At 36.5% G+C, this 25,983-nt stretch carries 31 protein-coding genes, 1 tRNA gene and 1 rRNA gene; 14 read left to right on the forward strand and 19 right to left on the reverse strand.

Going from position 1 to position 25,983, the window contains the following annotated elements; translation table 4 throughout:
* Positions 1 to 18 precede the first annotated feature (18 nt).
* Both MHM_RS01545 and MHM_RS01550 read right to left on the reverse strand, forming a co-directional pair.
* A complete protein-coding gene (locus MHM_RS01545) occupies positions 19 to 1,194 on the reverse strand; it encodes a hypothetical protein (RefSeq protein WP_015511679.1) in 1,176 nt (391 codons plus the stop codon).
* A gap of 110 nt (positions 1,195 to 1,304) precedes the next feature.
* Positions 1,305 to 1,379, reverse strand: a tRNA-Trp gene (locus MHM_RS01550).
* Between the two features lie 137 nt (positions 1,380 to 1,516).
* On the opposite strand from MHM_RS01550, the gene argS reads away from it, so the two are divergent.
* From argS to rplM, 3 genes are read left to right on the forward strand one after another with little or no spacing between them, the layout of a single operon-like run.
* A complete protein-coding gene (argS, locus tag MHM_RS01555) occupies positions 1,517 to 3,181 on the forward strand; it encodes an arginine--tRNA ligase (RefSeq protein ID WP_015511680.1) in 1,665 nt (554 codons plus the stop codon).
* Positions 3,182 to 3,183: 2 nt separating this feature from the next.
* Positions 3,184 to 3,882 (forward strand): ribonuclease HIII, encoded by a 699-nt coding sequence (locus MHM_RS01560; RefSeq protein WP_015511681.1) that lies wholly within the window; start codon positions 3,184 to 3,186, stop codon positions 3,880 to 3,882.
* Positions 3,883 to 3,902: 20 nt separating this feature from the next.
* A complete protein-coding gene (gene rplM, locus MHM_RS01565; protein ID WP_015511682.1) occupies positions 3,903 to 4,334 on the forward strand; it encodes a 50S ribosomal protein L13 in 432 nt (143 codons plus the stop codon).
* On the opposite strand, the gene MHM_RS01570 is transcribed toward rplM, so the two are convergent.
* From MHM_RS01570 to MHM_RS01585, 4 genes are all read right to left on the reverse strand, one after another.
* The gene (locus MHM_RS01570) at positions 4,320 to 5,888 is read right to left on the reverse strand and encodes a dehydroquinate synthase/iron-containing alcohol dehydrogenase family protein (protein ID WP_015511683.1); all 1,569 of its coding nucleotides are present in this window, start codon (positions 5,886 to 5,888) and stop codon (positions 4,320 to 4,322) included. The two genes, rplM and MHM_RS01570, sit on opposite strands and share 15 nt — an antisense overlap.
* A 5-nt stretch (positions 5,889 to 5,893) precedes the next feature.
* On the reverse strand, positions 5,894 to 6,457 hold the full coding sequence (locus tag MHM_RS01575; RefSeq protein WP_015511684.1) for a hypothetical protein: 564 nt from the start codon (positions 6,455 to 6,457) through the stop codon (positions 5,894 to 5,896).
* Positions 6,458 to 6,499: 42 nt separating this feature from the next.
* On the reverse strand, positions 6,500 to 6,703 hold the full coding sequence (locus MHM_RS01580) for a hypothetical protein (protein WP_015511685.1): 204 nt from the start codon (positions 6,701 to 6,703) through the stop codon (positions 6,500 to 6,502).
* 114 nt (positions 6,704 to 6,817) lie between these two features.
* On the reverse strand, positions 6,818 to 7,453 hold the full coding sequence (locus tag MHM_RS01585) for a hypothetical protein (RefSeq protein ID WP_015511686.1): 636 nt from the start codon (positions 7,451 to 7,453) through the stop codon (positions 6,818 to 6,820).
* Between the two features lie 76 nt (positions 7,454 to 7,529).
* Between MHM_RS01585 and MHM_RS01590 the strand changes: the two genes are divergently transcribed.
* From MHM_RS01590 to MHM_RS01640, 11 genes are all read left to right on the forward strand, one after another.
* Entirely contained in the window at positions 7,530 to 8,141 is a 612-nt protein-coding gene (locus tag MHM_RS01590) for a hypothetical protein (protein ID WP_015511687.1), read from the forward strand.
* 5 nt (positions 8,142 to 8,146) lie between these two features.
* Positions 8,147 to 8,791 carry a hypothetical protein gene (locus MHM_RS01595; RefSeq protein WP_015511688.1) on the forward strand — a complete coding sequence of 215 codons (645 nt, stop codon included), beginning with the start codon at positions 8,147 to 8,149 and terminating at the stop codon, positions 8,789 to 8,791.
* 170 nt (positions 8,792 to 8,961) lie between these two features.
* Positions 8,962 to 9,504 carry a hypothetical protein gene (locus MHM_RS01600; RefSeq protein WP_043902109.1) on the forward strand — a complete coding sequence of 181 codons (543 nt, stop codon included), beginning with the start codon at positions 8,962 to 8,964 and terminating at the stop codon, positions 9,502 to 9,504.
* A 4-nt stretch (positions 9,505 to 9,508) separates the two neighbouring features.
* Complete coding sequence (locus MHM_RS01605; RefSeq protein ID WP_015511690.1) at positions 9,509 to 10,147, forward strand: hypothetical protein; 639 nt, start codon at positions 9,509 to 9,511, stop codon at positions 10,145 to 10,147.
* Between the two features lie 49 nt (positions 10,148 to 10,196).
* Positions 10,197 to 10,814 (forward strand): hypothetical protein, encoded by a 618-nt coding sequence (locus tag MHM_RS01610; RefSeq protein ID WP_015511691.1) that lies wholly within the window; start codon positions 10,197 to 10,199, stop codon positions 10,812 to 10,814.
* Between the two features lie 48 nt (positions 10,815 to 10,862).
* A complete protein-coding gene (locus MHM_RS01615) occupies positions 10,863 to 11,504 on the forward strand; it encodes a hypothetical protein (protein ID WP_015511692.1) in 642 nt (213 codons plus the stop codon).
* Positions 11,505 to 11,580: 76 nt separating this feature from the next.
* Positions 11,581 to 12,201: a hypothetical protein gene (locus tag MHM_RS01620; protein ID WP_043902110.1), complete on the forward strand. Its 621-nt coding sequence runs from the start codon at positions 11,581 to 11,583 to the stop codon at positions 12,199 to 12,201.
* 30 nt (positions 12,202 to 12,231) lie between these two features.
* Positions 12,232 to 12,858, forward strand: a complete 627-nt coding sequence (locus MHM_RS01625; protein WP_015511694.1) for a BAR domain-containing protein — start codon at positions 12,232 to 12,234, stop codon at positions 12,856 to 12,858.
* A gap of 6 nt (positions 12,859 to 12,864) precedes the next feature.
* Complete coding sequence (locus MHM_RS02960; protein ID WP_015511695.1) at positions 12,865 to 13,041, forward strand: hypothetical protein; 177 nt, start codon at positions 12,865 to 12,867, stop codon at positions 13,039 to 13,041.
* A gap of 411 nt (positions 13,042 to 13,452) precedes the next feature.
* Positions 13,453 to 13,713: a hypothetical protein gene (locus MHM_RS01635; protein WP_043902112.1), complete on the forward strand. Its 261-nt coding sequence runs from the start codon at positions 13,453 to 13,455 to the stop codon at positions 13,711 to 13,713.
* 251 nt (positions 13,714 to 13,964) lie between these two features.
* Entirely contained in the window at positions 13,965 to 14,561 is a 597-nt protein-coding gene (locus MHM_RS01640; protein ID WP_043902113.1) for a hypothetical protein, read from the forward strand.
* A gap of 57 nt (positions 14,562 to 14,618) precedes the next feature.
* Here MHM_RS01640 and MHM_RS01645 read toward each other — a convergent pair whose 3' ends face one another.
* The 13 genes from MHM_RS01645 to MHM_RS01705 all read right to left on the reverse strand — a co-directional run bounded on the left by MHM_RS01645 (position 14,619) and on the right by MHM_RS01705 (position 25,891).
* Positions 14,619 to 15,800 (reverse strand): hypothetical protein, encoded by a 1,182-nt coding sequence (locus MHM_RS01645; RefSeq protein ID WP_015511698.1) that lies wholly within the window; start codon positions 15,798 to 15,800, stop codon positions 14,619 to 14,621.
* Positions 15,801 to 16,054: 254 nt separating this feature from the next.
* Positions 16,055 to 16,594 (reverse strand): hypothetical protein, encoded by a 540-nt coding sequence (locus MHM_RS01650; protein ID WP_015511699.1) that lies wholly within the window; start codon positions 16,592 to 16,594, stop codon positions 16,055 to 16,057.
* A 136-nt stretch (positions 16,595 to 16,730) separates the two neighbouring features.
* Positions 16,731 to 18,230, reverse strand: a 16S ribosomal RNA gene (locus MHM_RS01655).
* Positions 18,231 to 18,310: 80 nt separating this feature from the next.
* Positions 18,311 to 19,360, reverse strand: coding sequence for a hypothetical protein (locus MHM_RS01660; RefSeq protein ID WP_015511700.1), 1,050 nt, complete (start codon positions 19,358 to 19,360; stop codon positions 18,311 to 18,313).
* A gap of 4 nt (positions 19,361 to 19,364) precedes the next feature.
* Positions 19,365 to 20,303, reverse strand: coding sequence for a hypothetical protein (locus tag MHM_RS01665; protein WP_015511701.1), 939 nt, complete (start codon positions 20,301 to 20,303; stop codon positions 19,365 to 19,367).
* Positions 20,304 to 20,552: 249 nt separating this feature from the next.
* Positions 20,553 to 22,001, reverse strand: coding sequence for a hypothetical protein (locus tag MHM_RS01670; protein ID WP_015511702.1), 1,449 nt, complete (start codon positions 21,999 to 22,001; stop codon positions 20,553 to 20,555).
* Between the two features lie 57 nt (positions 22,002 to 22,058).
* Positions 22,059 to 22,703 (reverse strand): hypothetical protein, encoded by a 645-nt coding sequence (locus MHM_RS01675; protein WP_043902115.1) that lies wholly within the window; start codon positions 22,701 to 22,703, stop codon positions 22,059 to 22,061.
* A gap of 119 nt (positions 22,704 to 22,822) precedes the next feature.
* Positions 22,823 to 22,945: a hypothetical protein gene (locus MHM_RS03080; RefSeq protein ID WP_015511704.1), complete on the reverse strand. Its 123-nt coding sequence runs from the start codon at positions 22,943 to 22,945 to the stop codon at positions 22,823 to 22,825.
* 3 nt (positions 22,946 to 22,948) lie between these two features.
* Positions 22,949 to 23,242 (reverse strand): hypothetical protein, encoded by a 294-nt coding sequence (locus MHM_RS01680; protein WP_015511705.1) that lies wholly within the window; start codon positions 23,240 to 23,242, stop codon positions 22,949 to 22,951.
* A gap of 60 nt (positions 23,243 to 23,302) precedes the next feature.
* Positions 23,303 to 23,659 (reverse strand): hypothetical protein, encoded by a 357-nt coding sequence (locus tag MHM_RS01685; protein ID WP_015511706.1) that lies wholly within the window; start codon positions 23,657 to 23,659, stop codon positions 23,303 to 23,305.
* 334 nt (positions 23,660 to 23,993) lie between these two features.
* The gene (locus MHM_RS01695) at positions 23,994 to 24,299 is read right to left on the reverse strand and encodes a hypothetical protein (protein ID WP_015511707.1); all 306 of its coding nucleotides are present in this window, start codon (positions 24,297 to 24,299) and stop codon (positions 23,994 to 23,996) included.
* Between the two features lie 77 nt (positions 24,300 to 24,376).
* Positions 24,377 to 24,985: a hypothetical protein gene (locus MHM_RS01700; protein ID WP_015511708.1), complete on the reverse strand. Its 609-nt coding sequence runs from the start codon at positions 24,983 to 24,985 to the stop codon at positions 24,377 to 24,379.
* A gap of 234 nt (positions 24,986 to 25,219) precedes the next feature.
* Entirely contained in the window at positions 25,220 to 25,891 is a 672-nt protein-coding gene (locus MHM_RS01705) for a hypothetical protein (protein WP_187286214.1), read from the reverse strand.
* Positions 25,892 to 25,983 lie beyond the last annotated feature (92 nt).

Here is a 25,983-nt window from a genome sequence, read left to right on the forward strand (position 1 = left end):
AATTTATTGAACTAAAAGTTATCGTTCCTTTTTAGTTTCTTTATTTTTAAGGTAGTGACACAACCTCAATGATCTATCTGTATACTTTTGCCAGAGCTGTTCAAAATTTCTAGGCTTACTATCATCGCTATTTGAAGTTGTAGAATTGCAACCATCACTGCTATCGCTAGGTTCGGAGAGAGTGTAATTCAGTATTAATGGGACCTCGATTAACACAGGTTCTTTTTGCGCACTTTCATTTCCTCCATGGCGATTTACTTGCTTGACATTTCCCCAATAATCAGTAAGACCATAGGAAAGTTGACCTCACAATTCTCCATTTTTAATCTTTTCCTGGGTAATAGAGCTAGAGGTAGTGGATTCAGAAGAAGCTACAGTTGTAGCTGTACTGGATTTCAATTTCAGATAAATTTCAACTAATAGGGGAAAGGGTAGACACTTTTTCACCTTCGCTGTTGAGGTTAAAAGCATTTGCTGGGCTAAAGTGGAGGTAGAGTTGGCCTCTCCTGCAGTGTCGGATTTGAAACCGCATTCTCCATTCACTTTAGATAAGTCATTGCTACTTGCAGTTGAACTGCTAGCAGAATTCTCCTGTTTTTTGGCGTGAAATAAATAGATCATATTTACCTGATGCTGTAATCTAATATACTTAGAAGCTAGTTCTAGGAGGTATTTGATTGTCTCTGGATTGCCCGAGGTATTCTTGCTCTCTCCAGAACTACTGCTGGAAGATCATTTTTGCAACGAACACTCTCCAGATGATGCACTTTCAGTAGAAACTGCAGCCTGAACTTGCACTTGAGTGGTAGTGGTTAAGGGAGATGAAGTAGGCAAACAATATTCTCAATTAGACAAATTTTCTATAGAAGTTAAGGGCATTTTGGCAACTAAAGCTAACTTGCTATTCAAAGAGGAGCGGCTTCCTCCTGCTTCGGCAGAAACCTGTACTATCTCATAGGATTTACTAACTTGACTGCCCCCCCCTGAAGTAGAGGTAACGGAAACTGCTGCAGGCGTTCCTGCAGCACTACTCTCATCGATTACAAATAATTTGATATAAGAGTTAACGCCTTCTGGCTTTGATCAGTCAAATTGTTTCCCAGTAAAAAGTAGAAGGCTAGAAAGGGGAAGGAGTGAGAGGCTGACAAACGAGAGTTCCCTTCAATGCTGCGCAAGCTCTCAAATTGCACTCAACTAATATGGAAGATTCCCTTAATTAAAAAATCCTAATCGTAACTAAGACTTTTTATACAATAAAAACTTTAAATTTTAAATAAGTTAAATCTAGATAATTTGCTTAAAAATGGCGGATGCGGAAGGAATCGAACCCACACTCAATAGATTTGGAGTCTATTGTTTTACCATTAAACTACGCATCCGAAAACAAGGGGAGGGTGTGTTCTACTTCCCCTAAAACTTTACTTATATATTAGATAAGGAAATTTATTCAGATAAATTTAATTAAGAGATAGCTTTTAAACTTTAGGAGTTTTAGCTTAACTCTAAGTAACTAGAGGTGATACTAGAACTTAAAGAGAGATTAACTAATTTTCTGCAAGATGTTGTGGCAGAGAGTCAATTTACACTTCTAAAAGACAAGATAGTACTGGAAGAGTCCAGACATCCTAAATATGGACTCTTCAATACTAATCTCCCATTTATACTTGCCTCTCTATACAGAAAGACACTGGAAGAAAGTGAACGAATACTTGCGCAAAAAATACCTAAACATGAATATATCTCCAGAATGGAAGTGACAAAAGGTTATATTAATTTCTTTGTCTCTCCAGAAGTTATTAAAGATTTTTATCTATCTTCTCTAAAGGTTGAAAAAATTATCTTTGCAGCTAACGCGCCGGAAAACAGGTCTGCAAAATATTTCATAGAGATAATTTCTGCAAACCCTACCGGTGCGTTACACATAGGTCATATCAGGAATGGTGTAATTACAGATACTATTTCTAACTTATTGGAATATAACGGTAATTCAGTGTATAGGTCCTATTTGGTAAATGATGGAGGAACTCAGATAAAGGAGTTAATTGCCTCAATTCACAATATGCATTCATACCTAGCTAAAGCCTCTCCACTAGATTTAAGTATTAGTCAGTGTAAATATACTGATGAAAATGTGCGCGACTGTGCGAGGTCTATAGGTGAACACTTTGGATACTACTGAGAACTCCAAAATAGGGAAATTACTTCAGAAATTACTACCTACTCAGTAGATTTCTTCCTAAAACTGATAAAAAAAGAGGTAGAAGAATTAAAAATCAAGATTGATAGCTGGGATTACGAAAGTAAGCTGTGCTCTGAAGGTGCATTAACAAGTCTTATCTCCAAAATCAAAGATCATATATACCTAGAGGATAATGCACTCTGATTTAGAACAGAAGCATTTGATCCTGATTTGGGAAAAAATGATGTGATTGTAAAGGGTGATGGTGCCCTTACTTACTTTGGTCAAGACCTAATTTACCATCTCTATAAATTAGAGTTTTTAGGCAAAAACGGTACTGTTGTAAATACATTGGCAGCTGACCATAAAGGTCATATAGGTAGAATGAGGGCCTTTTTTAAGTGTCTAAGAGTGCCTCAAGAAGTAGTTAGATATAAACTTACTCAACTTTCTAGATTGGTTGTAAATGGAAAGAAAGTGATCTTCTCTAAGAGGGAAAATATCTACCTAACTCTTGCTGAACTGAAACAATACCTCTCTATTGATGAAATTAGATGATTTTTAAGCTCTAGAGATGAAGAAAGTGAACTAGATATAGAAATAGATAAATTACGAAATAAAGACTACAATAATCCTATTTTCTATATATTGTATGCATATTCCAGAGCTTCTAAACTTTCAGAACTTCTAAAGCTAGAAATTTCTCCAGAAGAGTTAAATTTCGAAGCACTCAATAGTGATACTGAACTTGAATTAATTCAGACAATCTTGTATTCCCAGTCGAAATTTAGTAAAGCGGTAGAAACTCTCAAGCCTAATATTCTCTCAGCATATTTATATTCACTAGCTCAGAAGTTTCACTCTTTCTATGATTCTTTCTCTATTTCATATGACTACAATCCTACCACTAAATTAGCTAGACTAGCATTAGTGCAGTTAGTAGCTAGACTTTTTGAGGAGCTTCTACCTATTTTCAAAATTGCGCCCAGACAGTTGAGTTAATACTGAGATATTCCTTCACTGAAGCTGAAGCAGCTTCAGATGAAAGTGGTAAGGGAGATTTCTTTGGAGGACTTCATATTTCACTTACATATTTAGATTCGGAAGGTTATATTCTACTTAAAAATGAAAATATACTGCAGAAAATTAATGATTCCAAGCTCTTAAGTGATGCTACTGTATACTATTTAGCTCCTAAATTACAGGAGCTATTAGACTGGAGAATCTTATCTATTTCCTTTGAAATCTCAGAATATAATCGGATTTATGAAAAATTCCAGAATATTAACCTCCTGCTAAGTTATGGACACAACCTACTTTGGGAAAAGTTGGAAAAACTTCTAAGAGAGAAAGGGAAGCTATTTCCTCCTAAAACCATAGTTGATCAATTCTGTACAGCTAAAAAATACTATCAACACTTAGAGAGTATTAATATAGAGGGAATAAACTTAACTTTTTTTGAAACTAAAGCTGAACAGAAATATCTATCTTGTGCTATCTCCTCTATAATCAGTAGATATTTATTTCTAGAGGAAGTAGATAAACTCTCCAAGAGCTTGGACTATGAATTGCCGTTAGGTGCTTCTTCAGCAGTTGTTAGAGCTTTTGGAGTGCTACACAGGAAAAGGGGATTTAAGGCAGAACAGTACTGTAAAACTCACTTTAAGACTCTAGAGGAGGCTAAACGCCTCCCCTCTGCTTAGCTTTTTTAGCTTAGGAGTTTATGTTTAAGACTACCCTATTAACTAAGGAACAGGCTTGGGCTCAGAGAAAGTGGATTCTCTTAGATGCTCAGGGAGAATATTTAGGTAGACTTGCAGTAAAAATAGCAACTCTACTCAGGGGAAAGGAGAAGGTAGACTTCACCCCTTCATACGATTGTGGTGCTTTCATAGTTGTAGTGAATTCGGATAAGTTAAGACTCTCTGGAAATAAAGCTAAAAATGAATATTGATATAGACATTCAGGCTATCCTGGAGGACTAAAATGCAGGAGCGGTGCTGAAATGTTGGAGAAATATTCAGATAAATTACTTATGTTAGCTGTAAAGAGAATGCTTCCTAAAAATAGATATCTCTCTAGAGCTTTACTGAGAAAGCTAAAGATATATAAGGGTGGAGACCACCCTCATAAGGCTCAGCTACCAGACAGCTAAATTCTGAATTATTGTCTTAGATATTTTGTGGGAACATAACATTGGGGATGCCTGCTTCATCAATAGCTGGATGAATTTAGTATCTATATCCTTTAGGAATGGAATATCAAAAAATTTGGTAGGTAGTCCAAATTTTTCTATATGTTTAATCAGATATAACAGTAAACCCTCTGTAGAAACGACACCGTACATAATATAAGCTAATTCAAGGGCTCTATCATGACCCTCTTTGTCATTTAGAGTTATGTACTCTAGAAAGGAAGGTAAGAATAGAGCCAGTGATTTATAGAGTTCTATCTTAGTTATCTGGGTTAAATTCGCTGCTAACTTATATCAAGTTCAGTAGGAAGATTTAGTCATAAAGTATCTCCCATCAAAGCACTTAGCAGCTATTTCCATAATGATTTTGGCATCCACTAAGGTTAGATCTGAATTTCGCAACAAATAATTTAGATATCACTCTATAGACTTAACTTCTCTAATTAACCTCATACGGTCCTTGCTATTTAACTCACTATCAAAATAACTAAATAGTAGCTTAAAGAAGAGCAGATGGAGTAACTCCATCTGCTTTTTCTTAGGATACTCTAGTATAAACACAGGATAGTAGAATACATGGTCTGAACTATCTATAGGATTGAAGAGATAAATTGACTGATCAAAATAGTCTAATTTTTTAAGGAAAGGTTTATTAACTAGTACACTCTGTTCTACTATCTTGGGGCTAGGCATTACAAGTGTAGGTACTGAAAAAATAGAGTAATATGCTGAAACTACTGGCTTACTTCTATTAGAGTAAAGTTTTATACTGTTAGGTTTTATAAGGTTCTTAATTATTAACTTAGAGAAATCAATTAGAGAATTAGAGCCTACAACTAAAAATGAATTAGCCCTACATTTGTAGGCATATTCTACTACTTTAAGTGCTGTATCTCTATCTACTAAAGGCTGAATATTTGTGTATTCAAAAAATTCTATTTTTAGGTCCTGTAGTATAGAGATAATTCTCCTGTAACCTACTAACTGTCTGGTGTATGCATCATCAGTTAAGACGATGAGTGCATTTACCCCCGCCTTAGCTAATTTTTTAGAGAGTAACTCTTCTACTGCATCCTCTCCTACAGATCAGTTATGGAGTAACGGTATTTTTCTCTCCTTATCTTCAATTGGTTCTAATTCGGCTTGAGAAGCTTTGCCCTCTGCTTTCAGTTTTTCCTTCTTCTCTACTAAAGCTGTATAGTTTGGAGAAACAAAGTCTTCAGCACCTGATATTTTGGTATCTCAGAATTTGTCATGATTCATAATCAATTCTTTAAGCTTGCTAAATTCAATTTCTTCAGCACCCGAGAGGAGCAGCTTCGGTGCGTTAAGACTTTCCGCAGAAATGGACTTCTGCATGTGATTCAATTCTTTATTTAACGCCTCTCGCTGAGCACTAAAATACATCTGACTGTCAAGCCCATTTTTATATATAGATTCCTCAATAGATTCTGTCTGTTCAGGTGGAAATAATTTATTCATGAAATTCCTAGCCTTGGATTTCACTGAAAGCATATAATCTACGCTGGAGTCTTAAAGGTTAGCAATTTTTTCCTTGCTTTCTCCTGAAAATCTAGGAATCCGTGACTTAACCTGCTGTGATTATCCTTTAGTTCTGTTGTCTCCTCTTTTAATCTTGAAAGTTCTTCCTCCCAATTTTCAGTCTCTCCTTTTTTATTAAAGCTTTTTAAAGCTTTCTGTAGTGCTTTACTATTTAATTCTTCTAACTCCCTAATTAACTCTAGAATACGTCTCTTGCAGAGTAATAATACCTGCTCATCAGCTACTAATTGTTTAAACTCAACTGACTTTTTATCAAGAGTGGTTGTCACCTTCTTAGCTGAAACTCCCCTGCCTGAAGGTACTTTTAAACCAGAGAGAAAAGACTCTACCTTAGAATCGTGTAAATCTTTCTTCTGAATTAAGAAGAGAAAATCTTTACGTAATCCGAAAAGCTCTCTCCTAAACTTTAAGAGCTTTTCTAGTCCCCTAGCTTTGGGATTTTTATTTCACTGATATATAAAACCTAAAAATATAAGTGTGACAACTCCGAATATTGAATACTGTGCCCATTCAGTACCCAAAACTCAATTATTCTAGCTAGAGATTAGACTAAATTGGAAAAATTATCCCTTTGCAAATACATAGATAAGTGCTGCAGCGCTAATCAATAATGCTACGGACACCACAATGGTAAGGTGAATTTTTCAAGTTCTAAGAGATTCTGCTCTAACCCTATCTGATTCAAAAAAGTACTCTCTTTCCCTTCTAGATAGCTGATTATCATCATCTACTATTGAGAGCTGTAATTCCGGTTCTTTTCTAGACAACCTAACAGAATTGACTAACCTCCAGTGAGATTTTCGCCCCCCCCTGTGGAAAACTCCACAGTTTTAGGGGCTGTAGGGAAACTATCTCTCTAGGGGAAGAAGGATTGCTAAGTACTACTTAGCTGAGGACTTGGGTGTTAAAGCAGTAATTTCCGTTGATTTAGGTAAGACTTCTTCATCATCGTTTTCCCAGCTCTTTAGTAATTCAGCTACTGGCAAATAAAGATTCTCTAAATTACAGTCAATTTTCTTATCTGGTCTGCAGGATTCTCGCAAACTCTCTAAATTAGAGGTAATATTTTTCAAATCGGCTTTCAATGCCTTAGCCACCAACTTATCTTCTGAGAACTCTACTCTCGTACTTTCTTCCTTATCTTTTTTAACTTCTCTAACTAATTCCTGTAGTCTATTCCCTAAACTACCTACAGTAGCTTCTCACCCTTCTTTCTTGCCTACTACTTTCGCAATATCTGAAAATAAAGTCTTATGATTATCTTTCTCTAACAATCAGAGTGCTGCTGAACTAAATCTTGAATTTCTCTCTCTAATATATTTCTCTACTTCTATGCCCATTTGCTGAAGTTCTTCCCTATCTTCTTCGGAAATAATAGAGTCTCTCATAGAGTCATAAAATGTTGCAAAACGAGTATCCACCTCAGTAGATTCAGGTTTTAGAAAGAGATATGCTCCGGAAGCAGTAGTTGCCCCTCCTAAACCTAGCACTGCTACTTTGGCAAAAGATACAGGCACTACCTTTTCTAGTTAGAAGTTAACAACTCTCATTTAGACTCAGACTTTATTATATTCTAAGATTTAGTTTGAAACTATGGTATTTTCCAAATACCTATTTGCGACTATAGCTGGTCTCGCTGGTGGAGTTAATTGATTAGCCTTTAGCCCCTTGGGGGGGGCCTTAATCCAGCAGGAATTGCAAAACTATTCCGGGGAAATAGACAACTCCTCTAGGGAGGGAGATTCTCTAGTCTCTCGAGAAGAAGGTAGACTGAATAAAGAACGACAAGAATCATCGACTAAGTTTAAAAATTTAGAAGATGAAAATGAAAAAACCAAGGATAAATCTAGAAGCAGGAGATCAGCCGGTGAACAGTTGAGTAAGGAAGATCATAACTTGAAGCTCTCTAACTATAAACATAACAGTGAATTAAATAGTACAAAAAATAAGCTAGAGGCGAAATTGAAAAGCAGTACTGACAGTTTCAAAACCTCCCTAGAAGCTAGTGTTAAGACAGCATTTCAAGAAGTTAAGTCCAAGGTGGATGAAGAAACTAAAAGGCTTGAGGATGCTTTAAAGACCCTGCAAAAATCTAACCAGGAATTAATTCAAAAAGTTAGAACATGTATAGAAAATCTACCTCAAGAGATATTTGTAACTAAGCCTGAAGAAAGCAAGTGCCTGTATGATAGTCAAAAAACTTAATTTACATGGTTTTTACTAAATATTTATTTACAACAATAGCAGGACTTACAGGAGGGGTTAATGCATTAGTCTTCAATTCCTCGGGGGGGGCGACGATCGGACAAGAAATTCAGGACTTTGAAAGGGAGATATCTGATAGTGACGACTCTAATTCAGACTTAATTACTAGGGAATGTGATCGTTTAAATAGGGAGAAGGTTGAAGCTGAGAAAAATTTCAGCCAACTAAATGATCAAAATGAGAGTACTAAAGCAAAATCTAGGCAACGTAGAAGCGCAGGAGAAGAGTTAACTAGGGAAAACTATCAACTTGATAGGCAGGCAAGAGAAAGTAATCAATCTCTAGAGAGTAAACAGAAGGAACTACAGGAAAAATTAAATAGTGATACAAAAAGTGCTAGCGAAAAAGTACAAGAAAAAGTTCAAAAGTTATTTCAAGCTCTTAAAACTTCAGTAGATAGAGAAAATGAGAAATTATCAGAAGCTCTTAAAAATTTAACAGAATCAAATCAAAAATTAATAGAAAAGGTAAAAAATTGTATTAATGAGCTACCACAATCAATCTTCGTGGATCCTAAAAAGTTAGAAAACAAAAGTTACTGCGATTATGTGGAAGAACAAAGACAAGCTAAAGACTCTAACTCAAGTTAACTTTTTCAAGACAGCCACTCTCCTTTGGAGGGGGAAAGTATAACAGAATTAATCCAGGTAAAATGACTTCAAAAATTTGTTAATCTTTACCTAAAATAATTTCTACAAAATATTTATTTGCAACAATTGCAGGTTTAACTGGAGGAGTAAATGGATTAGCCTTCAGCCCCTTGGGGGGGGCGTTAATCAGCAAGGAGCTGAGTTCATATTCTGAGGGCTTAGACTCCGATTCTCAAAATAGAGAGAGTCAACTCAATAAAGAAAATGAGAGAATTATTGAAGAACAAAAAACCTCTGAGTCTAAATTTAAGGAATTGAATGATAAAAACGAAGAGACTAGGGGGAAATCCAGAAGTAGGAGGTCTGCAGGAGATTCTCTGCAATCTGAAAACTACAAACTAGACTCAGAGAGGAGAAGCCAAAACTTTAAACTAAATGCTCAAAAGACAACGCTTGAAAATAGCCTAAAAACGACTCTTGAAACTTTCAAAACTGGAATTAAGGAAAAAGTACAGACTTTAAGAACAGAGGTTAAAAAAATAGTAGATGAGGAGACTGATAAACTTTCTAAAGCTCTTGATAACCTAAAAGAATCTAATAAGCAGTTAATACAGAGAGTGAAAGAATGCATAGAGAATATGCCATATGAAATATTTAAGGAGAAGGAAGAAGATAGAAAATGTAAGTCTCCAGTCGCTGAAGGGAAGTCTTAGTTAGATGATTTTCACTAAATATTTATTTACTGCGATAGCTGGACTTACAGGAGGAGTTAATGCATTAGTCTTTAGTTCCTCGGGGGGGGCGTTAGTTAGTCAGGAATTACAGCAATTTGAGAATGAGTTAAGAACCAATTTAGAGAGTGGAGATAAATTAATAGAAGGTGAAGATAAGAGACTTGCACAGGAAAAGCAGACGGCTGAAGAAAATTTCAGCAAGTTAGATACAGAAAATAAGAACACTCAAACTAAATCTAGAGCCAGAAGAACAACGGGAGAAGAGCTGCAGAAAAGTGACTATGAATTACGATTGAACCAGATAAAGCAGAACGGTGCACTCGAAGAAAAGCGAAAATCTCTACAGTCTACTCTTGACTCCAAGGTAAGCGAATTTAAATCTAAGTTAGAAAGCGGTGCGAAAGAAGCATTCTCGACTGTCCAAAAAGCTGTACAGGAAGAAACTCAAAAATTAAGTGAAGCACTTGCGAAGCTTCAAGAATCGAACCGCCAATTGATTGAAAAGGTAAAAAATTGTATTGAACAGTTGCCTCAATCCATTTTTGTTGAGGCTAGTGAACTAAAGGGAAAAAGCTACTGTGATTATGTTGCTGAACAAAAGTCGAAAACGGCTAAATCCTAATTTTTTCTGCTTTCTAGCCCTTTTAGGGCTAGATTCTTATTAATCCTTAGTGGTTTTTACTAAGTATTTATTTACAGCAATAGCTGGACTTACTGGAGGGGTTAATGCATTAGCCTTCAGTCCCCTGGGGGGGGCGTTAGTTACTAGAGAATTAAAAGAAATGGATAGTGAATTAGACTCTAACTTCTCTATGAGAAATGAACTTATAAAAACTGAATCTGACAGATTATCTTCAGAAAAGAATAAGTCTGAGGAAAGCTTTAGGCAACTGGAAACTAAAAATACAGAGACTCAGGGTAAGTCTAGGATGCGAAGAGCTGCTGGTGTAGCACTGTCAACTGAAGACCAAAAATTAAGGGTAACGCAACATAAATCTAACTATCAATTATCTGAGAAAAAACATAAATTAGAGAGTAAATTAAGTGAAACTACTCAGACTTTAAAAACTACTCTTGAAGATAATGTCACAAAATCTTTTCAAGAAATTTCTCAAGTAGTAAAAGCTGAAAGTTCAAAATTGGAGGAAGCGCTCAAGACATTACAGGCATCTAATCAAAAGCTAATTCAAGAACTTAAAAAATGCCTAGAAGAAATGCCGCAGGCTATTTTCAAGCCTGATCAAGAGTGATGCCCTGCTACATCCAGTATGCGTTCCTCCACAGTTTAATAGAATTCAAAGACCTAATTATTTAAAGTGATGCTTTAATTAGAGTTTTTGATCTTTACTAAGTACTTATTTTCCGCAATAGCTGGACTTACCGGAGGAGTTAATGCTCTAGTCTTTAGCTCCTCGGGGGGGGCGTTAGTTACTAGAGAGTTAGAAAGCTTTTCGACTGAATTAGAAAATAGCTCAACTCAAAGTGATGGTCTCATTGCAGGAGAAGCTGAGAGATTAGATGGAGAGAAAAAAGAATCAGAATCAAACTTTAAGAAATTAGAGACTCAAAATGAAGAGACTAAATCAAAATCTCGGGCTAGAAGGGATGCGGGAAATGCTATGAAAGGGGTGAATGACAACCTTAACTCAGAGAGACGCATTCAAGATAGAGCATTAAATGCTAAAAAGGATGAGCTGCAGTCAGCACTTGAAAAAGGCACTGCAGAAGTTAAGCAAAACTTAGAAAATGGTGTTAAAAAACTGTTTGAGACTGTTAAAGCTTCAGTAGATGCTGAGAATAAGAAGTTAACAACTGCATTGCAGAATCTTACAGAGTCTAATAAAAAATTAATTGAACGAGTTAAAAAATGTATCCAAGAAATGCCTAACTCTATATTTGTAGAACCAGATAAACTGAAGAAACATAATGACAATTTCTGTGATTACATTAATGCTGAGGAAAAGAAAAAAACTACCTAAAGTAGCTGGTCTATTCCCCCCCCTATTAGGGGGAAAGAATTGTATTTTAAGGTAAAATAACTTCTACATTAACTTAGTGATTTTCACTAAATATTTATTTGGGGCCATAGCTGCTTTAACTGGAGGAGTGAATGCTCTAGTTTTTAGCTCCTCGGGGGGGGCGTTAACCTCTAAAGAACTAGAAGAACTGAATAGTGAATTAGGTACTGCTGAAACTAACCACAATGGTTTAATAAATAGTGAAAATAGTCGAATTAAGACTGAGGAGTCTAAGTCGGCTGAGAACTTTAAAAAACTAGAGAATGAGAATAAAAATACTAAATCTAGTTCACGGTCTAGAAGGGAAGCTGGAAACAATTTAACTAGGGCCAATGACAATTTAGTCTGACAGAATCTTACGCAGAATGCAGCTTTAGGTAGAGAAAAAACAAAATTACAGTCAGAATTAAATTCAAAAACTGAATCATTTAAAACTGAGTTAAAGACAAAAGTTCAAGCCTCTTTTAATGCGCTACAAACAGTAGTGAAACAAGAAACTGATAAATTAGAAAGTGCACTTACAACCTTAAAAGAATCGAACCGTAAGTTGATTGATAATTTGAAAAAATGTCTCATAAAAATGCCAGAAGCTATATTTACTCCTGATCAAGATTGATGCCCTGAAACTCAACAATTTAGAGCTAACTCAGCTGCTTAGTCTGTTGCCTAGACAAAATTAACTAGGTTAGTGATTTTCACTAAGTACTTATTTACCGCAATAGCTGGACTTGCCGGAGGAATAAATGCTCTAGTCTTTAGCTCCTCGGGGGGGGCGCTAGTCACTGAAGAATTAAAAAATTTCTCAGATCAGTTAGAGGGTAATTCTACTGAAAATGATGGTTTAATTCAGAAAGAAAATGGAAGACTTCAAACAGAGAGAACTAAATCAGAGGCTAATTTTAAAAAACTAGATGATCAAAACAATGCAACTAAATCTAAAGCCGGTGAGAGAAAAAAGTCGGGAGAAAGCTTAGCTAGTGCAGATGTCCAATTAAGGGTAAAACGAGTTTCTCAAGATTATCAATTGCAAACTAAAAAGCTCTCGATGGAGAAGACGCTAGCAGACAATAATTTGAAGATGAAGTCCTCTTTTGACACGAATGTACAGACAGCTTTTCAGTCAGTGCAACAAACAGTACAAGCAGAAACTCAAAAATTAGAAACCGCCTTGACAACTTTAACTGAATCTAATAAGAAGCTAATTAGTGATTTAAAACAATGCTTGGAGAAAATGCCTCAATCTATCTTTGAGCCTGAAAAAGACTGATGCCCTGCAACTCAGCATTTAAGATCAACTGCTAAACAAAATAACTAGGAGTTTATGGTGAACTTCTGAGTTTCTCTACTTAGATCAATTATTCTTGCAATTGCAAAACGACTTATTTTGTCCAAAATTATCTCCCTATTAACTAAAAGAAGATATAAGAAACAGCAACTTAAAAAATCAAAGAGCGAGCCCATTGAGGTAGTTGCTGCCCCTGAAAACGCTTCTATTTAAATTCATCTTGCGAAAGATTTAAACCTCTCCACTAAATCCTGTGATTTTCACTAAGTATTTACTGACTTCTATTGCTGGGCTTGCGGGAGGAGTTAATGCATTAGCCTTCAGTCCCCTGGGGGGGGGGCATTAATTACAAGAGAACTAACAACCTATTCAGGGGAATTAGAAAATATCTCTAGCGAGGGAGACGCTCAACTAGAGGGAGAGAATGAGAGGATTTCAAGTGAACAGGCAACTTCGACAGAAAGCTTTCAAAAATTAAACACTCAAAATCAGGAAGCGAAAGCTAAATCTAGAACTAGAAGAGAGGCGGGAAACGATCTCATATCTAAAAATTCAGCACTCAATCTTCAATCCTATCAGCAGCAGTCAACTTTAAACCAAAAACACTTAGAATTATCCAAAAGTTTGCAAACTTCAACTCAGGAATTTAAAACCCAACTAGAAGAGCAATTTAAAAATTATCACTCTCAGTTAAAAAATACTGTCTCTTCAGAGACCCAAAAGCTAGAAGACGCTCTCAAAAAGTTACAAGACTCTAATACTCAGTTAATTCAAAGAGTTAAGTTATGTATTGAAAAAATGCCTGAATCCATTTTTGAGGAAATTCCGCAGGGAAAAGACTGATGCACTCATCTACATGAAAAACAGCAAAAGGCCTCTTCTTAACAATAAACTCCTCACCTTAATTTAGGGAAATGCTGGTCATTCTCCCCCTTCTAGGGGGGGGAAATAGTTTAAAAATCCATCTAAACTTTTTTAATTAGAGGAGGCGTACGCAACCAAAAATACTTCAAACAAACTCTAATACTTAATTTTTCACCTATTATTCCTCCCCTGATGGGGAGGAACTAATTACTACCTTAATTAGACCATAATGCCTCTATGTATAATTCATTTTTTGAGTCTCTTTGCGCTAGTTGATATACTACAAATACTTATTTGGAGCTATAGTAGGACTTACAGGGGCAATCAATGCCTGAGCTTTCAGCACCTCCTCCAACTTCATGAATAAGTCACTAAATAGTCTCAATAGTGATTTAGATTCCCTATCAACTGCAGGGGATGGCTTGATTTCTGAAGAGTCGGCTAGACTATCAGCTGAAAAACAACAGTCGGAAAGGAAATTTAAAGCACTTGAAGCTTCTAATAGCTCTACTAAAGAGAAAGCCGGTGCGCGAAAAAATGCTGGTGACCAATTGCAACGAGCATCCTTAGACTTAGCTATTCAACAGTCTAGACAATCGGTGGAACTTTCTCGCAAGAGTAATCAATTATCAGCGCAACTAAATAATTCTACCTCTAGCTTGAAGGCAGAGCTCGAAACTAAGATACAAGCCTATCATTCTAAGTTACAAGCAGCTGTAAAACAGGAAACTGAAAAGTTGAATACAGCCCTAAAGAAATTACAAGACTCTAACTCTCAATTGATAGCCGAAGTTAAGAAAAATATAGAGGAAATGCCCTACAAGCTCTTTGAATTTGAGGCTCCAGAAACCAAAATCCCTAAAACTTAGCTACTACAACGGGAAGGGGCGCTTGCCCCCTCCCCTTGAACCCTTTAGGTAATTAGACTAACTTTTTATATTTAGGAGCTTCATTCTCTCTAGAAGCTCTGATCCTATCTTAAACTGAAGGCTATTTTTGGCTTCTACTATCTCTTTAAATCGTAAATTTTGCTCATTTGAACCGCAAGATTCTTCACTTAGCTTTTTAAATTCAGCACCGTTTCTGGATATATACGCTTTTCTAATCAACCATAAGAAGCTGTAGTAACTTACAAAAGTTTCCATTCCTGGGAAGAACAACATACTACATACTACCTTTCTAGGATTATCTATATTATCCACTAACTTCTGCTGTGGAGTAGTAATAGCTAGAATTGCTGATTTTCAAGTTTCCTCAGACTCGAAAAAATTACGATAGGGATTATCTTCTCACCTAGTTCAACCACAATGCTCGTCTTTGCACTCAATATTCTTTCAGGCCCTAACCCTCTGGGGATCTAGTGTATCTCTTCTCTGAGCACCGTATTTCCCTCCAAAAAGTTGCAGAGTAGGATAATCTCACCTCATTATCCTTAGAGAATCTATTCCCTCCCGTAATCTTATTCTCTCTCTAATCTCACCTATTTCACTACTATTATTCCCTCCATCTGCTCCGGTAAGTACTCCCTCAAAATTATGCTTCAATTCACTTAAATTCACAAACTGACCATAATGTTTAGAGAGGACTTGTCTCTCCTGATCACTTAGACTAGGTGTTTCCTTTAGTGTTGGAAAGGTACTGTCAATCTCCCTTCTCCGTCTCCTAGGTTTAGCTTCAGAATTGTAGTCTCTATACTTCTGCACTACACCGATTAACAGCTGACTATCTTCTTTATTTATTTTTTCCCTAGCTATCTTAATTGCTTCAGCACTCTCTTTCTCTAACTCTATAGCTCTATTTTCTCTTTGCAGTTCGCTGAATGTATTTGAAATCAATGGATTTAATGTTTGATTTAAGCTTTCCTGAGTGCTTAACTCTACTAAATTATTGGAATTAATAGTTAAGGTATTATTTTCACTGCTTTTAAAGGGGGATCCGTTTAATCCTTTGGAGGAGGGGGCTTCCAAGATTAAGTTATTGGAGCTACTAAAGGTATCTAAAGCGGAGACTATCCTCCTGCCACTAAAAGACAATTGAGGAACTATGTGGGCTCCACTAGCTAAAGAATAGGAAGTGGCCCCTGATCCTGCGGAAAATATAGCTAACATAGAGAGTGCTTTCTTGGATAGTGGATGCAAAAATAATTATTCTGTTAGAAAGAAAAGAGGAGCTCACAAATCTTAGTGGACTTAAATACTGAACAATGCCCCCCCCTGCAGTTCAAGGTAATTAATAAATATCTAACTACCTGAAGAGCTTTATAAAAGTACCAAAACAAGTCAGACTAATAAAAAATATCCTCCTTTCGGAGGATATTAACTTCCCTAAATTAGGTAATAATTATCAGTAAAGTCCCTAAAAATTAACGAGAGGGAGCAGATGTATTTTTTGAAGCTTCTTGTTCAATGGATTGAAGAGAGGATTGAAGTTGAGTATGTAAGTTTGCATTCTTTGGTTCTTTATTTACTGATGATGGAGCATAAGCGCGTACCTTACCATTTTGGTTTTCCACCTGAACTACCTCTAATTTTTTGCTCTGACCTCCCTCCCCTCCACTGGAAACCACAATCTCGAAATGACCTTTTTCAATCTTTAAGGTAGTATTACCCTGCAAACCACTTGAACTTCTACCACTAGTACCACTCTGTCCACTCCTACTACTTCCATAGAATCAAGTATTTCACTGGGAATTTAAATAGAACGCTCAAGCAGTACCATCTTGTTCCTGCAAACACTTAAATACAGTAGCCTGATTATTATTTCAGTTAGTCATAACACAGTTAGATAATTGGAAAGTACGTTCTGCAAAATTTTCAGGTATTGCTTGCGATAACGGCGCCACTGAAGCTAAAGTTAACCCCCCAAAGATAGGAGCAGCCTTAGCCAAAGGGAAAAAAGACATAATTATTAAGCTATTTTATCTTAACAAATAACACAAATTTCTAAAATTTTGTATTCTATTCTAAGTTCTCTATGTAATTCAGATAGTTTTTAACAATTGCAGGGTAAAACTAGACAAGACAACCTCTTCCAAATATATATAAAGTTTTCCACCCGCACGTTCTCGTACGGGTACCTTGTTACGACTTAACTCCAGTCAAAATTACCAATCTAGACGTAATTTAATACGGTTTCAACTAGTACTTTCTCCCATAGTTTGACGGGCGGTGTGTACAAGACCTGGGAACGCATTCACCCTGATATAGCTGACACAGGATTACTAGTGATTCCAACTTCAAATAGGCGAATTGCAGCCTTTTATCCGGACTGAGATAGGTTTTCGGTGATTAGCTCCCTATTTCTAGATTGCGACACATTATGCCTACCATTGTAGCACGTTTGCAGCCCGAGGCATAAGGGGCATGATGACTTGACTTGGCCCCAGCCTTCCTATATCTTACGATTCAGTCACTTTAGAACTATTTAACTAAAGAGAAGGGTTGCGCTCGTTACGGGACTTAACCAAACATCTCAAGACACGAGCTGACGACAGCCATGCACCACCTGTCATTCTGATAACCTCCACTATATTTCTATAGCTTCGCAAAAGATTACAAGCCTCGGTAAGGTTTTTCGTGTATTATCGAATTAAGCAACATGCTCCACCACTTGTTCAGGTCCCCGTCAATTTCTTTGAGTTTCATATTTGCATATATACTACCCAGGCGGGGTATTTAACGCGTTAGCTACAGCACTCAGTCCTAGACCAAATACCTAATACCCATCGTTTACGGCGTGGACTACTGGGGTATCTAATCCCATTTGCTCCCCACGCTTTCAAGCCTCAGCGTCAATTATGTCCTAGATACTCGCCTTAGCCTCTGGTGTTCCTCAATATATCTACGCATTCCACCGCTACACATTGAATTCCAGTATCTCCTAACTAATTCTAGACAAACGATATCTATCACAAACAACTCGTTGAGCAAGTGCCTTTAACAATAGATCAATTTGTCCGCCTACGCTTCCTTTACGCCCAATAAATCCGGATAATGCTCGTGACCTATGTTTTACCGCAGCTGCTGGCACATAGTTAGCTGTCACTTATTCATTTAGTACAATCAAGGCTTAATCATTTCCTATCAAGCTTTTTTTCCTAAATAAAAGAACTTTACAATCAGAAGACCTTCATCGTTCACATGGTATTGCTCCATCAGACTTTCGTCCATTGTGAAAAATTCCTCACTGCTGCTTCCCGTAGGAATATGGGCCGTATTTCAATCCCATTGCGGCTGGTCGACCTCTCAGTCCAGCTACCCATCATCGGCTTGGTAGGCAATTACCCCACCAACAACCTAATAGGACATACTCCTCTCTGCTCGCGAAGCTCTAGTTTCCCAGAACGCTCCCTTTAATTTGGGTCTCAAACCTATGGAGTATTAATAACTCTTTCGAGTTGCTATTCTCCTCGTGCAGGTAAGTTAAATATGTGTTACTCGCCCGTTCGCCACTAAGAGAGTAAACCCTCTTCGTTCGACTTGCATGTGTTATGCATACCACCAGCATTAATCCTGAGCCAGAATCAAACTCTCAGCAAATTGTCCGGTTTTACCTTATTTAAGCTATTGTAAAAAAACTATCAATCCAAACCTGAAATCATCAGATTCTGTACTAAATTTTATCCCTCTGAGAGTGTAACTGAGTTGGTAGAATCGCCCTTCAATTCCCTCATTTTATGCTGAAATTGTGCTATAAAACTGTGAAAGCTAGATTCTCATTTTTTTAAAGTTTCATATTTATCGTAAGTTACTTTTAACTCTTGATTCTGACTATTTAATTCTTCTGTCTTGGTAGCTGCACTCTCACTAGTTTTCTGAATAGTTCTGTTAATTAGCTGTATATGAGTTTCAACTAATTGAATCTTTGACTGTAATTTCAATCATTCAGGATAACGTTTTAACTCTTCTCAGATCAATTTCATAGCTTCTTGCTGTACCTGTAAATTAGCTTGAGATACTGACTGTTGTAGAGATTGAAATACCTTCTGAGCTGCAGCTAATGTTTGCTTAGCTTTTTCTCCCTCAGTTGATGCTCCTCCGTTTTGTACTGCAGTCTGCTCTGACGCCCCCCCCTCTGAAGAATTAGCTGAACTTAAAACACTGCTTAACAGGGTAGATGAAGTACGATTGCAATCTTGTTGACCATCTTCCTGTCCTTGTTGTTTGAATACGCAAATAACCGTATTCAATTGAGTTTCTCACTGCTTTAATCTCTCTACTAATTGATTTAGAGTGCCTTGAGAGACTTTAATCTGCTGAAATTGAGCATCCAAACCTAACTTTTCCTCAATAGTTGCTGAGAGAGTTTGAGATTCCTGCTGAAGGTTTTTTAACTTTTCTTCCATATGTTTATAGAGTTTCTGTAGTGCTTCTTCACTTGTAGCCAACTGAGCCATTAACTCTAGTGACTTCTTATGTTTATTCTCTTTTGCACTAGCTGTAAAGGTTTTAGATTTTTGAAAATCAGAAATCAATTTCGTTAACGCTGCTGTTGTTTCTGCTGCATGACTCTCAAGTCTCTGAAAATTTAAGTCTCTATCTCTCGACTCTTCCCCTGAAAATATAGTGCTTTCTCCCATAGAAGTTAATGAAGGTATAAAATAGGCTGATAATCCTCCTGAGGAGGCTAAAGTGCCTCCTCCTAACAGCAATCTGGAAAGATAAAACATTTAGCTAGAAAGCTGCCATATTCTTTAGGTGATTTTTAAAGTCCTCACTGTATCTGTGGAAGCTAGACTCCATTAATTTAAGTCGATTGTATTCATCGTGACTTTTTTTAAGTGACTCACTATTTTTATTTAGCTCTGCTGTAGTTTTAGTGGCATCTTTATTAGTAGTTTGAACAGTTCTGTTTAGGAGTTGCAGATACTGCTCTAGCCAGGTAATTTTTACATTAGAGCTTAAATAGTCTAAGTAATTTGCTCAATCTTTGCCAAATATCTGCAACTGTTGGCTCTTAAAACTAGAACTGACAGTTGAAATATTTTCCTTTATTTTCTTAAACTGTTCTTTAACTTCTTCTAATGTTTTTTGGGCTTTTTGGCCCTCTGTTTCTGTCGTCTGGCCAGTGCCCCCCCCCCCCGTGCTTGCTGAGTTCTCTGGTTTATGGTTCTCAAACTCTTGAATTACCTTAGAAATGTTATTCTCTCAAGAAGATAAGAGCTGCAGGAGTGAGCTTAAGTTAGATAACACTGTCTTTAGTTGAGACAAATTTGACTGAAGTTTTAACTTATTCTCAACTTCGCTTGTTAATTCTTTCGATTTTTCTCCCATTGTCTTTAGTTTTTCCTGAATAACTTCATAAAGTTTCTTCAGATTTTCTTCATTTCCCTGAATTGCAGTCATTAGCGAAAGTGACTTCTCGAATTCTCCGTTTTTAGATTTCTGGGCTTCCCCCTTGGATTGATCAAATTTAGAAATTCAATCATCGAGTTTTGTCTTCAACTCTTCCGTTAAGGTTTGCAATCTTTCCAAATTTACTTCATTAGATAAATCTGCATCAAAAATAGAGTTAGGGCCTGTAGAAGTTAAGAGGGGAGCGAGAAAGGCAGATAATCCTAAAGAAGAAGATGCGGCACCTCCTCCTATCAAAAATTTAGAGAGAGAAAACATCTAGTGACTTAAAATTGCTTCATTAAATCTATTAACCTTGCACCTATATTTAAGAATTGTTCATAACAGGTGTCATAATTCTATCACTACTATCAAACAATTAAAAATTGGTATTTAAATTAAAGTTTTCTACTATCCCTTTTTAGGGATGGAAATGTTTTGGTATAAAATATTTTACCTCTAACCATCTTTACTAAATAGTAGGAAACTTTCAATAGAGGGGGAAGTTCCCCCTCTTATATTTAAAAGCTAAGTTCTTCTAGGTTTTCAGTTATTTACCTGACCTCACTCTCTAGCTAATTCATCCATGGTTTGTCCGATTCACTTAATCCTTTCTCAACGCGCACCGAAATGTCTCATATCCGTTAAGTTGAACTTATTGTATACATTCTTTCAATATCTTTGAGAATTTAAATTATCTCCAGAGTATCAGTCCGCAATTCACCTTGCGAAATTATCTCTATATCTCCTGTCTCTTGAATTAGCTCCCCTATCTAGGTCATAAATATCTAGTAGGTTTCAAGCTCCAACTCTAGCTAAAGTTTGGTAGGTAATTTTATCGGGAGAGGCTTCTCCTGATAGCTTATATGTGTAAGCATATCAGGTCATCAAATTTAAAAGGAAGTTATCTCCTCACTTCAATTTAGGATCTAATCGTTTTTCAGCTTTATCTACAGAGAATCTATGTTTTCCCGCAAGTATTGATTTAACTTTACTGTTAGTTTTAACTTGGGTTTCAACCAATGGTTTGTGATGTAGTCACATTCTGTAGGTTCTATCTTTATGTCATCTAGTTAAGATAGTTACCTCTGGATGATCTGCAGTTGCTTTAAAGTGATTGTTTTTGAAGAGAGCATATTCATTTCTAACTGGAACTTCACTAAGAGCTGAATCGCTCCAATCTCCCAATCATAGTCTTAATAACTTTTCTGGAGAGGTGACTAAATAGAGATGCGCATCAGGAGAAGCTCTCATTATCTTATTCAAGGTATTTTGAGCGATATACTCTTCTCTTTCATAACCTTTGGAATCAAGTATTCTCTTAAAGTTGTGAGATGAATCGGATAGTCCCTTTCAATTCATACTATGTTGGTCGAACTCAGTGGGTAGTGTGTCTCCATCTATCTTAATTCACCCCTTATCTAGAGAAGTTTGAACTAATCCTTCCGGTAACTTCAATTCTCTGGGAAATTCTACAGCAACATATGGGTAGTCATAATTCCAGAAAGGTAATTTTTCCCCTCCTGGTTTAAAGTAAGAAAATATCCCTTCAGAAGTATTGGACTTCCCTTCACTAAAGAACTTTTCTCATGCATCTAAAATAGACATATTTTGAGTTCCCCTAGGTCCTCCCTTCTGCTTTACTCTATTTCCCTGAAAGTCCTCCTCTTTAAGTGATAATGCTCCGTAAATCTTTCGAAATTCTTCTATGGGAACCGCTTTTTTCATATGTTCATAGAAGGCGTGATTTATAGATAATCCAGCTCAATTTGCTTCCGCAGCGTTAATTTTTTCAAAATCTATAGTATCTATTGTGGAGTGAGCCTCCCTTGTTCCTAGGTGAGGACTATATGAGTGCCCCCCCCTGCTGAAAGTATCTACTACGCCTAGGGAATAAATTAGGGGAGTCACAGTAGCTGAGCTAACTCCGGTAAAGATGAATGCATATTTTAAGAGTGCTGGGTACGTGAAAAGCATTACTAATTAAAGTTGAGACACACCAATTGGGATTTTATGATTTGCGGATCAACTCATCTAACTATTTTTAGGAGGAACTCAACTACCAATGATGACTATTTTGTCCTCTAACTCAGCTGAACTACTGGGGGGGGGCACCTCCTGTTTAATTTGAGGTCTGTACATCTGTCTACTTCAATCACAATTTTTAAATAAATCAGCAGCTAAGGTAAAAGAAAGATGATAATTTACATCTTCATAACCTCTCGTAAAAATAACCTTGACCTTTTCGGCTGAATTGACTGAAAAAGCTTCAAAGCGGTGCGAAGTTTGAACCACTCCTCTTAATTTACTCAACTCTCTTCCAAATTCTCACTTGGGACTAAAAAAGTAAGCTAACGCCTCCCTAATAGCTATAGAGTTTATCTTCTGCTGAGTTTCATTTTCACTAGTGTTATCTATTGTGATTAATTGAGCTTTTTGCGCCGCATTAATATCAGCTGCTTCGAGATTAGACTTTACATCAGCTTCGCGAAGTGTAAATGAAACGCCCGGAAATTTTTCTTTTAGAAAGAGATAGAACGAATGTTTTGAGGGAAAGGTAAATGATAGGCTATCTAATCTTTCAAAAAATTCTTCCCCTAAATCGAAAAAATCCGTGGGAAAGTAGCGACTTGTCCAGTTACTCTCAGAGAAAGATATCTGTCTGTTTGGATGTAACATCTCCAGCGGAGAAAGCTTATTTTTCTCTAATATTTGAAGATCAGTGGAACTTCTAGAATAATTGCCTCTTATGGAGGGAAAGCTCCCGAATGTATATTCGTTAATTTCATTTTTTTTAGTTAAGGATTGCCCCCCCCTGAGGTACTAGTATCTACAGTATGATAAATCAAAGGTGTAAGTCCTCCAGAAAAATATACTCCTAAGACTGAAATATATTTCACTATCCCTCCTAAACTAGTCAATTTTTAGGTATTAGGCTTACAACTTTCACTGGAGTGATTAGACGTCAGATTGCATAGAAAATTTTCAATAGCTCCGCTGTAGCTTCCAATAATCATTTCATTAGTTTTTAGGTTTTCTCACTTTCTGTTAGTTTCAACAGTTTTCGCATAAGATGTATTAAGGCTCTTCAGTTGAGTATTGTTGTCTTCTATTTTTTTAGCTAGCTGTTCATTCTGTAACTTTTCAATAATGCTTTTTTGTTCCTTTATTTTGCGTTGTAATCCCTCTTGGTAATTGCGTCTCGGGGACTCTTCCATAAGTCCTGCATAATTATTGAACTTAATAGCTGAGAGAGCTTTTCGTAACTTTTCTTGTTTTTAGATAATTACCTTCCGAGATTCTTGCAATTGTTGAAGTGCAGCTGCTGAAGCTTGACCATTCTGTGTTTGCCCTAAAGCCTGAGAAACGGGAGGGCTTTCATTCCTCTTTTTTTCCCAATCCTTAGAGCTGGTTTCGCAATTCTCCTTATTGTCTATAGCACATACAAATTTTTCCAACTCTTCTCCTCACTTGTAGATGGTTCTCGCTAATGTCAATAGAGAGGTGTTAGCAAAAGATAATTGGTGAATTTTGGCATCATGAGTTAGACGTTTGGAATCTCAATCTCCTAATTTTTTAAAAGCCTCCTCCAGTTGCTTTAAAACCTTCTTCAACTCATGATAAGCTTCTTCCAACTTCTTTTCCTCCTGAGATACTTTTTAAAGAGCATCATTTAATTCTGTATATTTCTCCCCCTTCTTTGTAGTTGTGTTTTTCAGCGCTTTTTTAAATTTTTCGGAAATTGCAGTTCACTCTTTTGAGAGATTATTTTCTGCTTCAAGTAATTTAAATAATTGCCGCTCATTTTCCCTTATATCGCTTTCTCCAAATAAGAGAGAATGACTTTTTCCGCTAGTTACTGAAAGATGAGGGGCGAAATACGCCCCTAATCCTGTAATACCTAAACTAGTGAAAGCTGCACTAATTAGTTTAGACAGGCCCCAGGGGGGGGCATTACTTAAGTGCTAATTATTGAGTTGTGGGAGTAGTGCAATGCTGTTGATCATTACCTCCGGAAAGGTTGCAAATTGAATTTAAAAGCCTTCCTTTTCAACTATAAATTCCGGAGGTAATTTTCCTCAACTTTTCTCATTTTTTATTAGACTCTTGTAGACTTAGGTAATTTTTAATTAAAGTTTCTGTTTCTTTGACGCTATTTTCTGAGACTTTTTGCAACTCTGTATTAAACGATTCCTGGAATTTTTTAAATTGCTCTATTGCCTGTTTATAGGAATTATCTTTTGCAGTTAAATAAGCTTCCTTTTCATAATTCATCAAATTTAAATATGAAATACCCTTTAATAATACTTGAAGCTTCTTCTTTTCAGTTGATATTTTTTCTGCAGCCTCCTTTAACTTTTGGAGTGCATCTTTCGAATGTTGAGTGCCCCCCCCTGCAAATGTGACGCAGTAGCATCAACCTGTTCGGAAGTAGATTTATATCAGTCTGCGCCGACAGTGCTGCAATTTCGCGAAGCTGAAGCATCATTAATTGCACATAATAATTGTTCAAGAGATTTTCCCCAACCTGAAATAAGATTACCTACTCTAAAGAGAGAATTATTTCAAAATTTGGACTGATTAAGCAGTGCTTCAAGCTGTAATTTTTCCGCACTAGTCTTGTAATATTGTTCCAAGAACTCCCTTAAGCTTTCTTCTGAATCTTGTACTTTTTTGAAAAAGGAAGAAATATTTGAGTGCTCCTCCTTAATTAGTGTTAGAAGTCTAGTGCCAGCCTCCTCAAACTTTTTTAGGTACTTTTCTAAATTTTTTAACTGTTCACTTTGAGTGGCTGTAAATTTAGCTAATAATCTGGTAGAATCTTCCTGATCTACTGGAGAATAAATTAAATCTGACTCCTTTCCCGGAATTGCTAGGGATTCAGGCAAAAAATAAATAGTTAAAGCAGAAGTGGTTAATCCAGTTAAAGCAGAACTTACTAATTTAGTGAGGGGTAGCATAAATCTACACTACTCTTGACATTTGTTTTTCCCATTCCAATACTTCTTTATATTTATTTAACGATTTCCTAATGTTCTTGTTTCTTCTTTGCTAATTCTGAATTTAATTTCCCATTTAACTGAAGTGAACACATTAAGGTAATCTCCATTTTACCTAAGTAGTATTTAGTAGAAGAGGGGGGGGGCGAGAGCCCCCTCCTTATTCTCAGGTAACTACCTTATGTCTATATTTATTTAATCTTGGGTAAGTTGGCCCATCTTCTGCAATAATCAAGATGCTATATGCATTTCTATCACATCTTTCTTGTGTTGAACTATCTTCTTGTATTCTTGTTTAGGAGGGGCGCAACTTCTGGAATTTGTATTTCTTTTTCCTCCAAATCCAATAGAGGAAAAAGAACACCGCTGCCTATCTTGTTTCTCTCTTTTTTGTTGAACATTTAAGGTAGTAGATCAACCTTGCATATCCTCCATTCAAGGATGTTGATCCTCGTAAAAAACACTAAAAGGAGACTGCTGTCAATTTTTTCATCCAAAAAGATTACCGGCATCTGAAGGGTAATTTTCTAGTCGTTTGAATAATTTCACTTCATTTTTATCTCAATTAATTTTGTGCAGAGATTGTCTAACTTTACGCTTAAGAGTTGGATCTAACTCGGGAGAAATTAATACTTCTTCATTAGGCGCTACGGCAGTTAATTTCAGGGAAAGTGCACTTTTTTTCTGATCTAATTTATGAAATCCCTCGAAAAAATACATTAGAGACTTCCTCTCCTCTGGAGTTAAAGGCTCTAGTTGATTGTCCACTGTCGATCGTTTTATTGTGTGGCTACTTCTCTTATTATGCTCCATATATTTTTCTACTTTATGTTTAGCGTTCGTGAAGTTAAATTTAATTCGTTCCATTTTTTGCATTTCCCCTAAATAAGCTTTTTCCTGCTCATTATTAACCCGACTTATTACATCTCTTTTTTCAATCTCTCTAGCAAAGCTACTTG

This window comes from Candidatus Mycoplasma haematominutum 'Birmingham 1' (assembly GCF_000319365.1).
Taxonomy (GTDB): Bacteria; Bacillota_I; Bacilli_A; order Mycoplasmatales; family Mycoplasmoidaceae; genus Eperythrozoon_A; species Eperythrozoon_A haematominutum.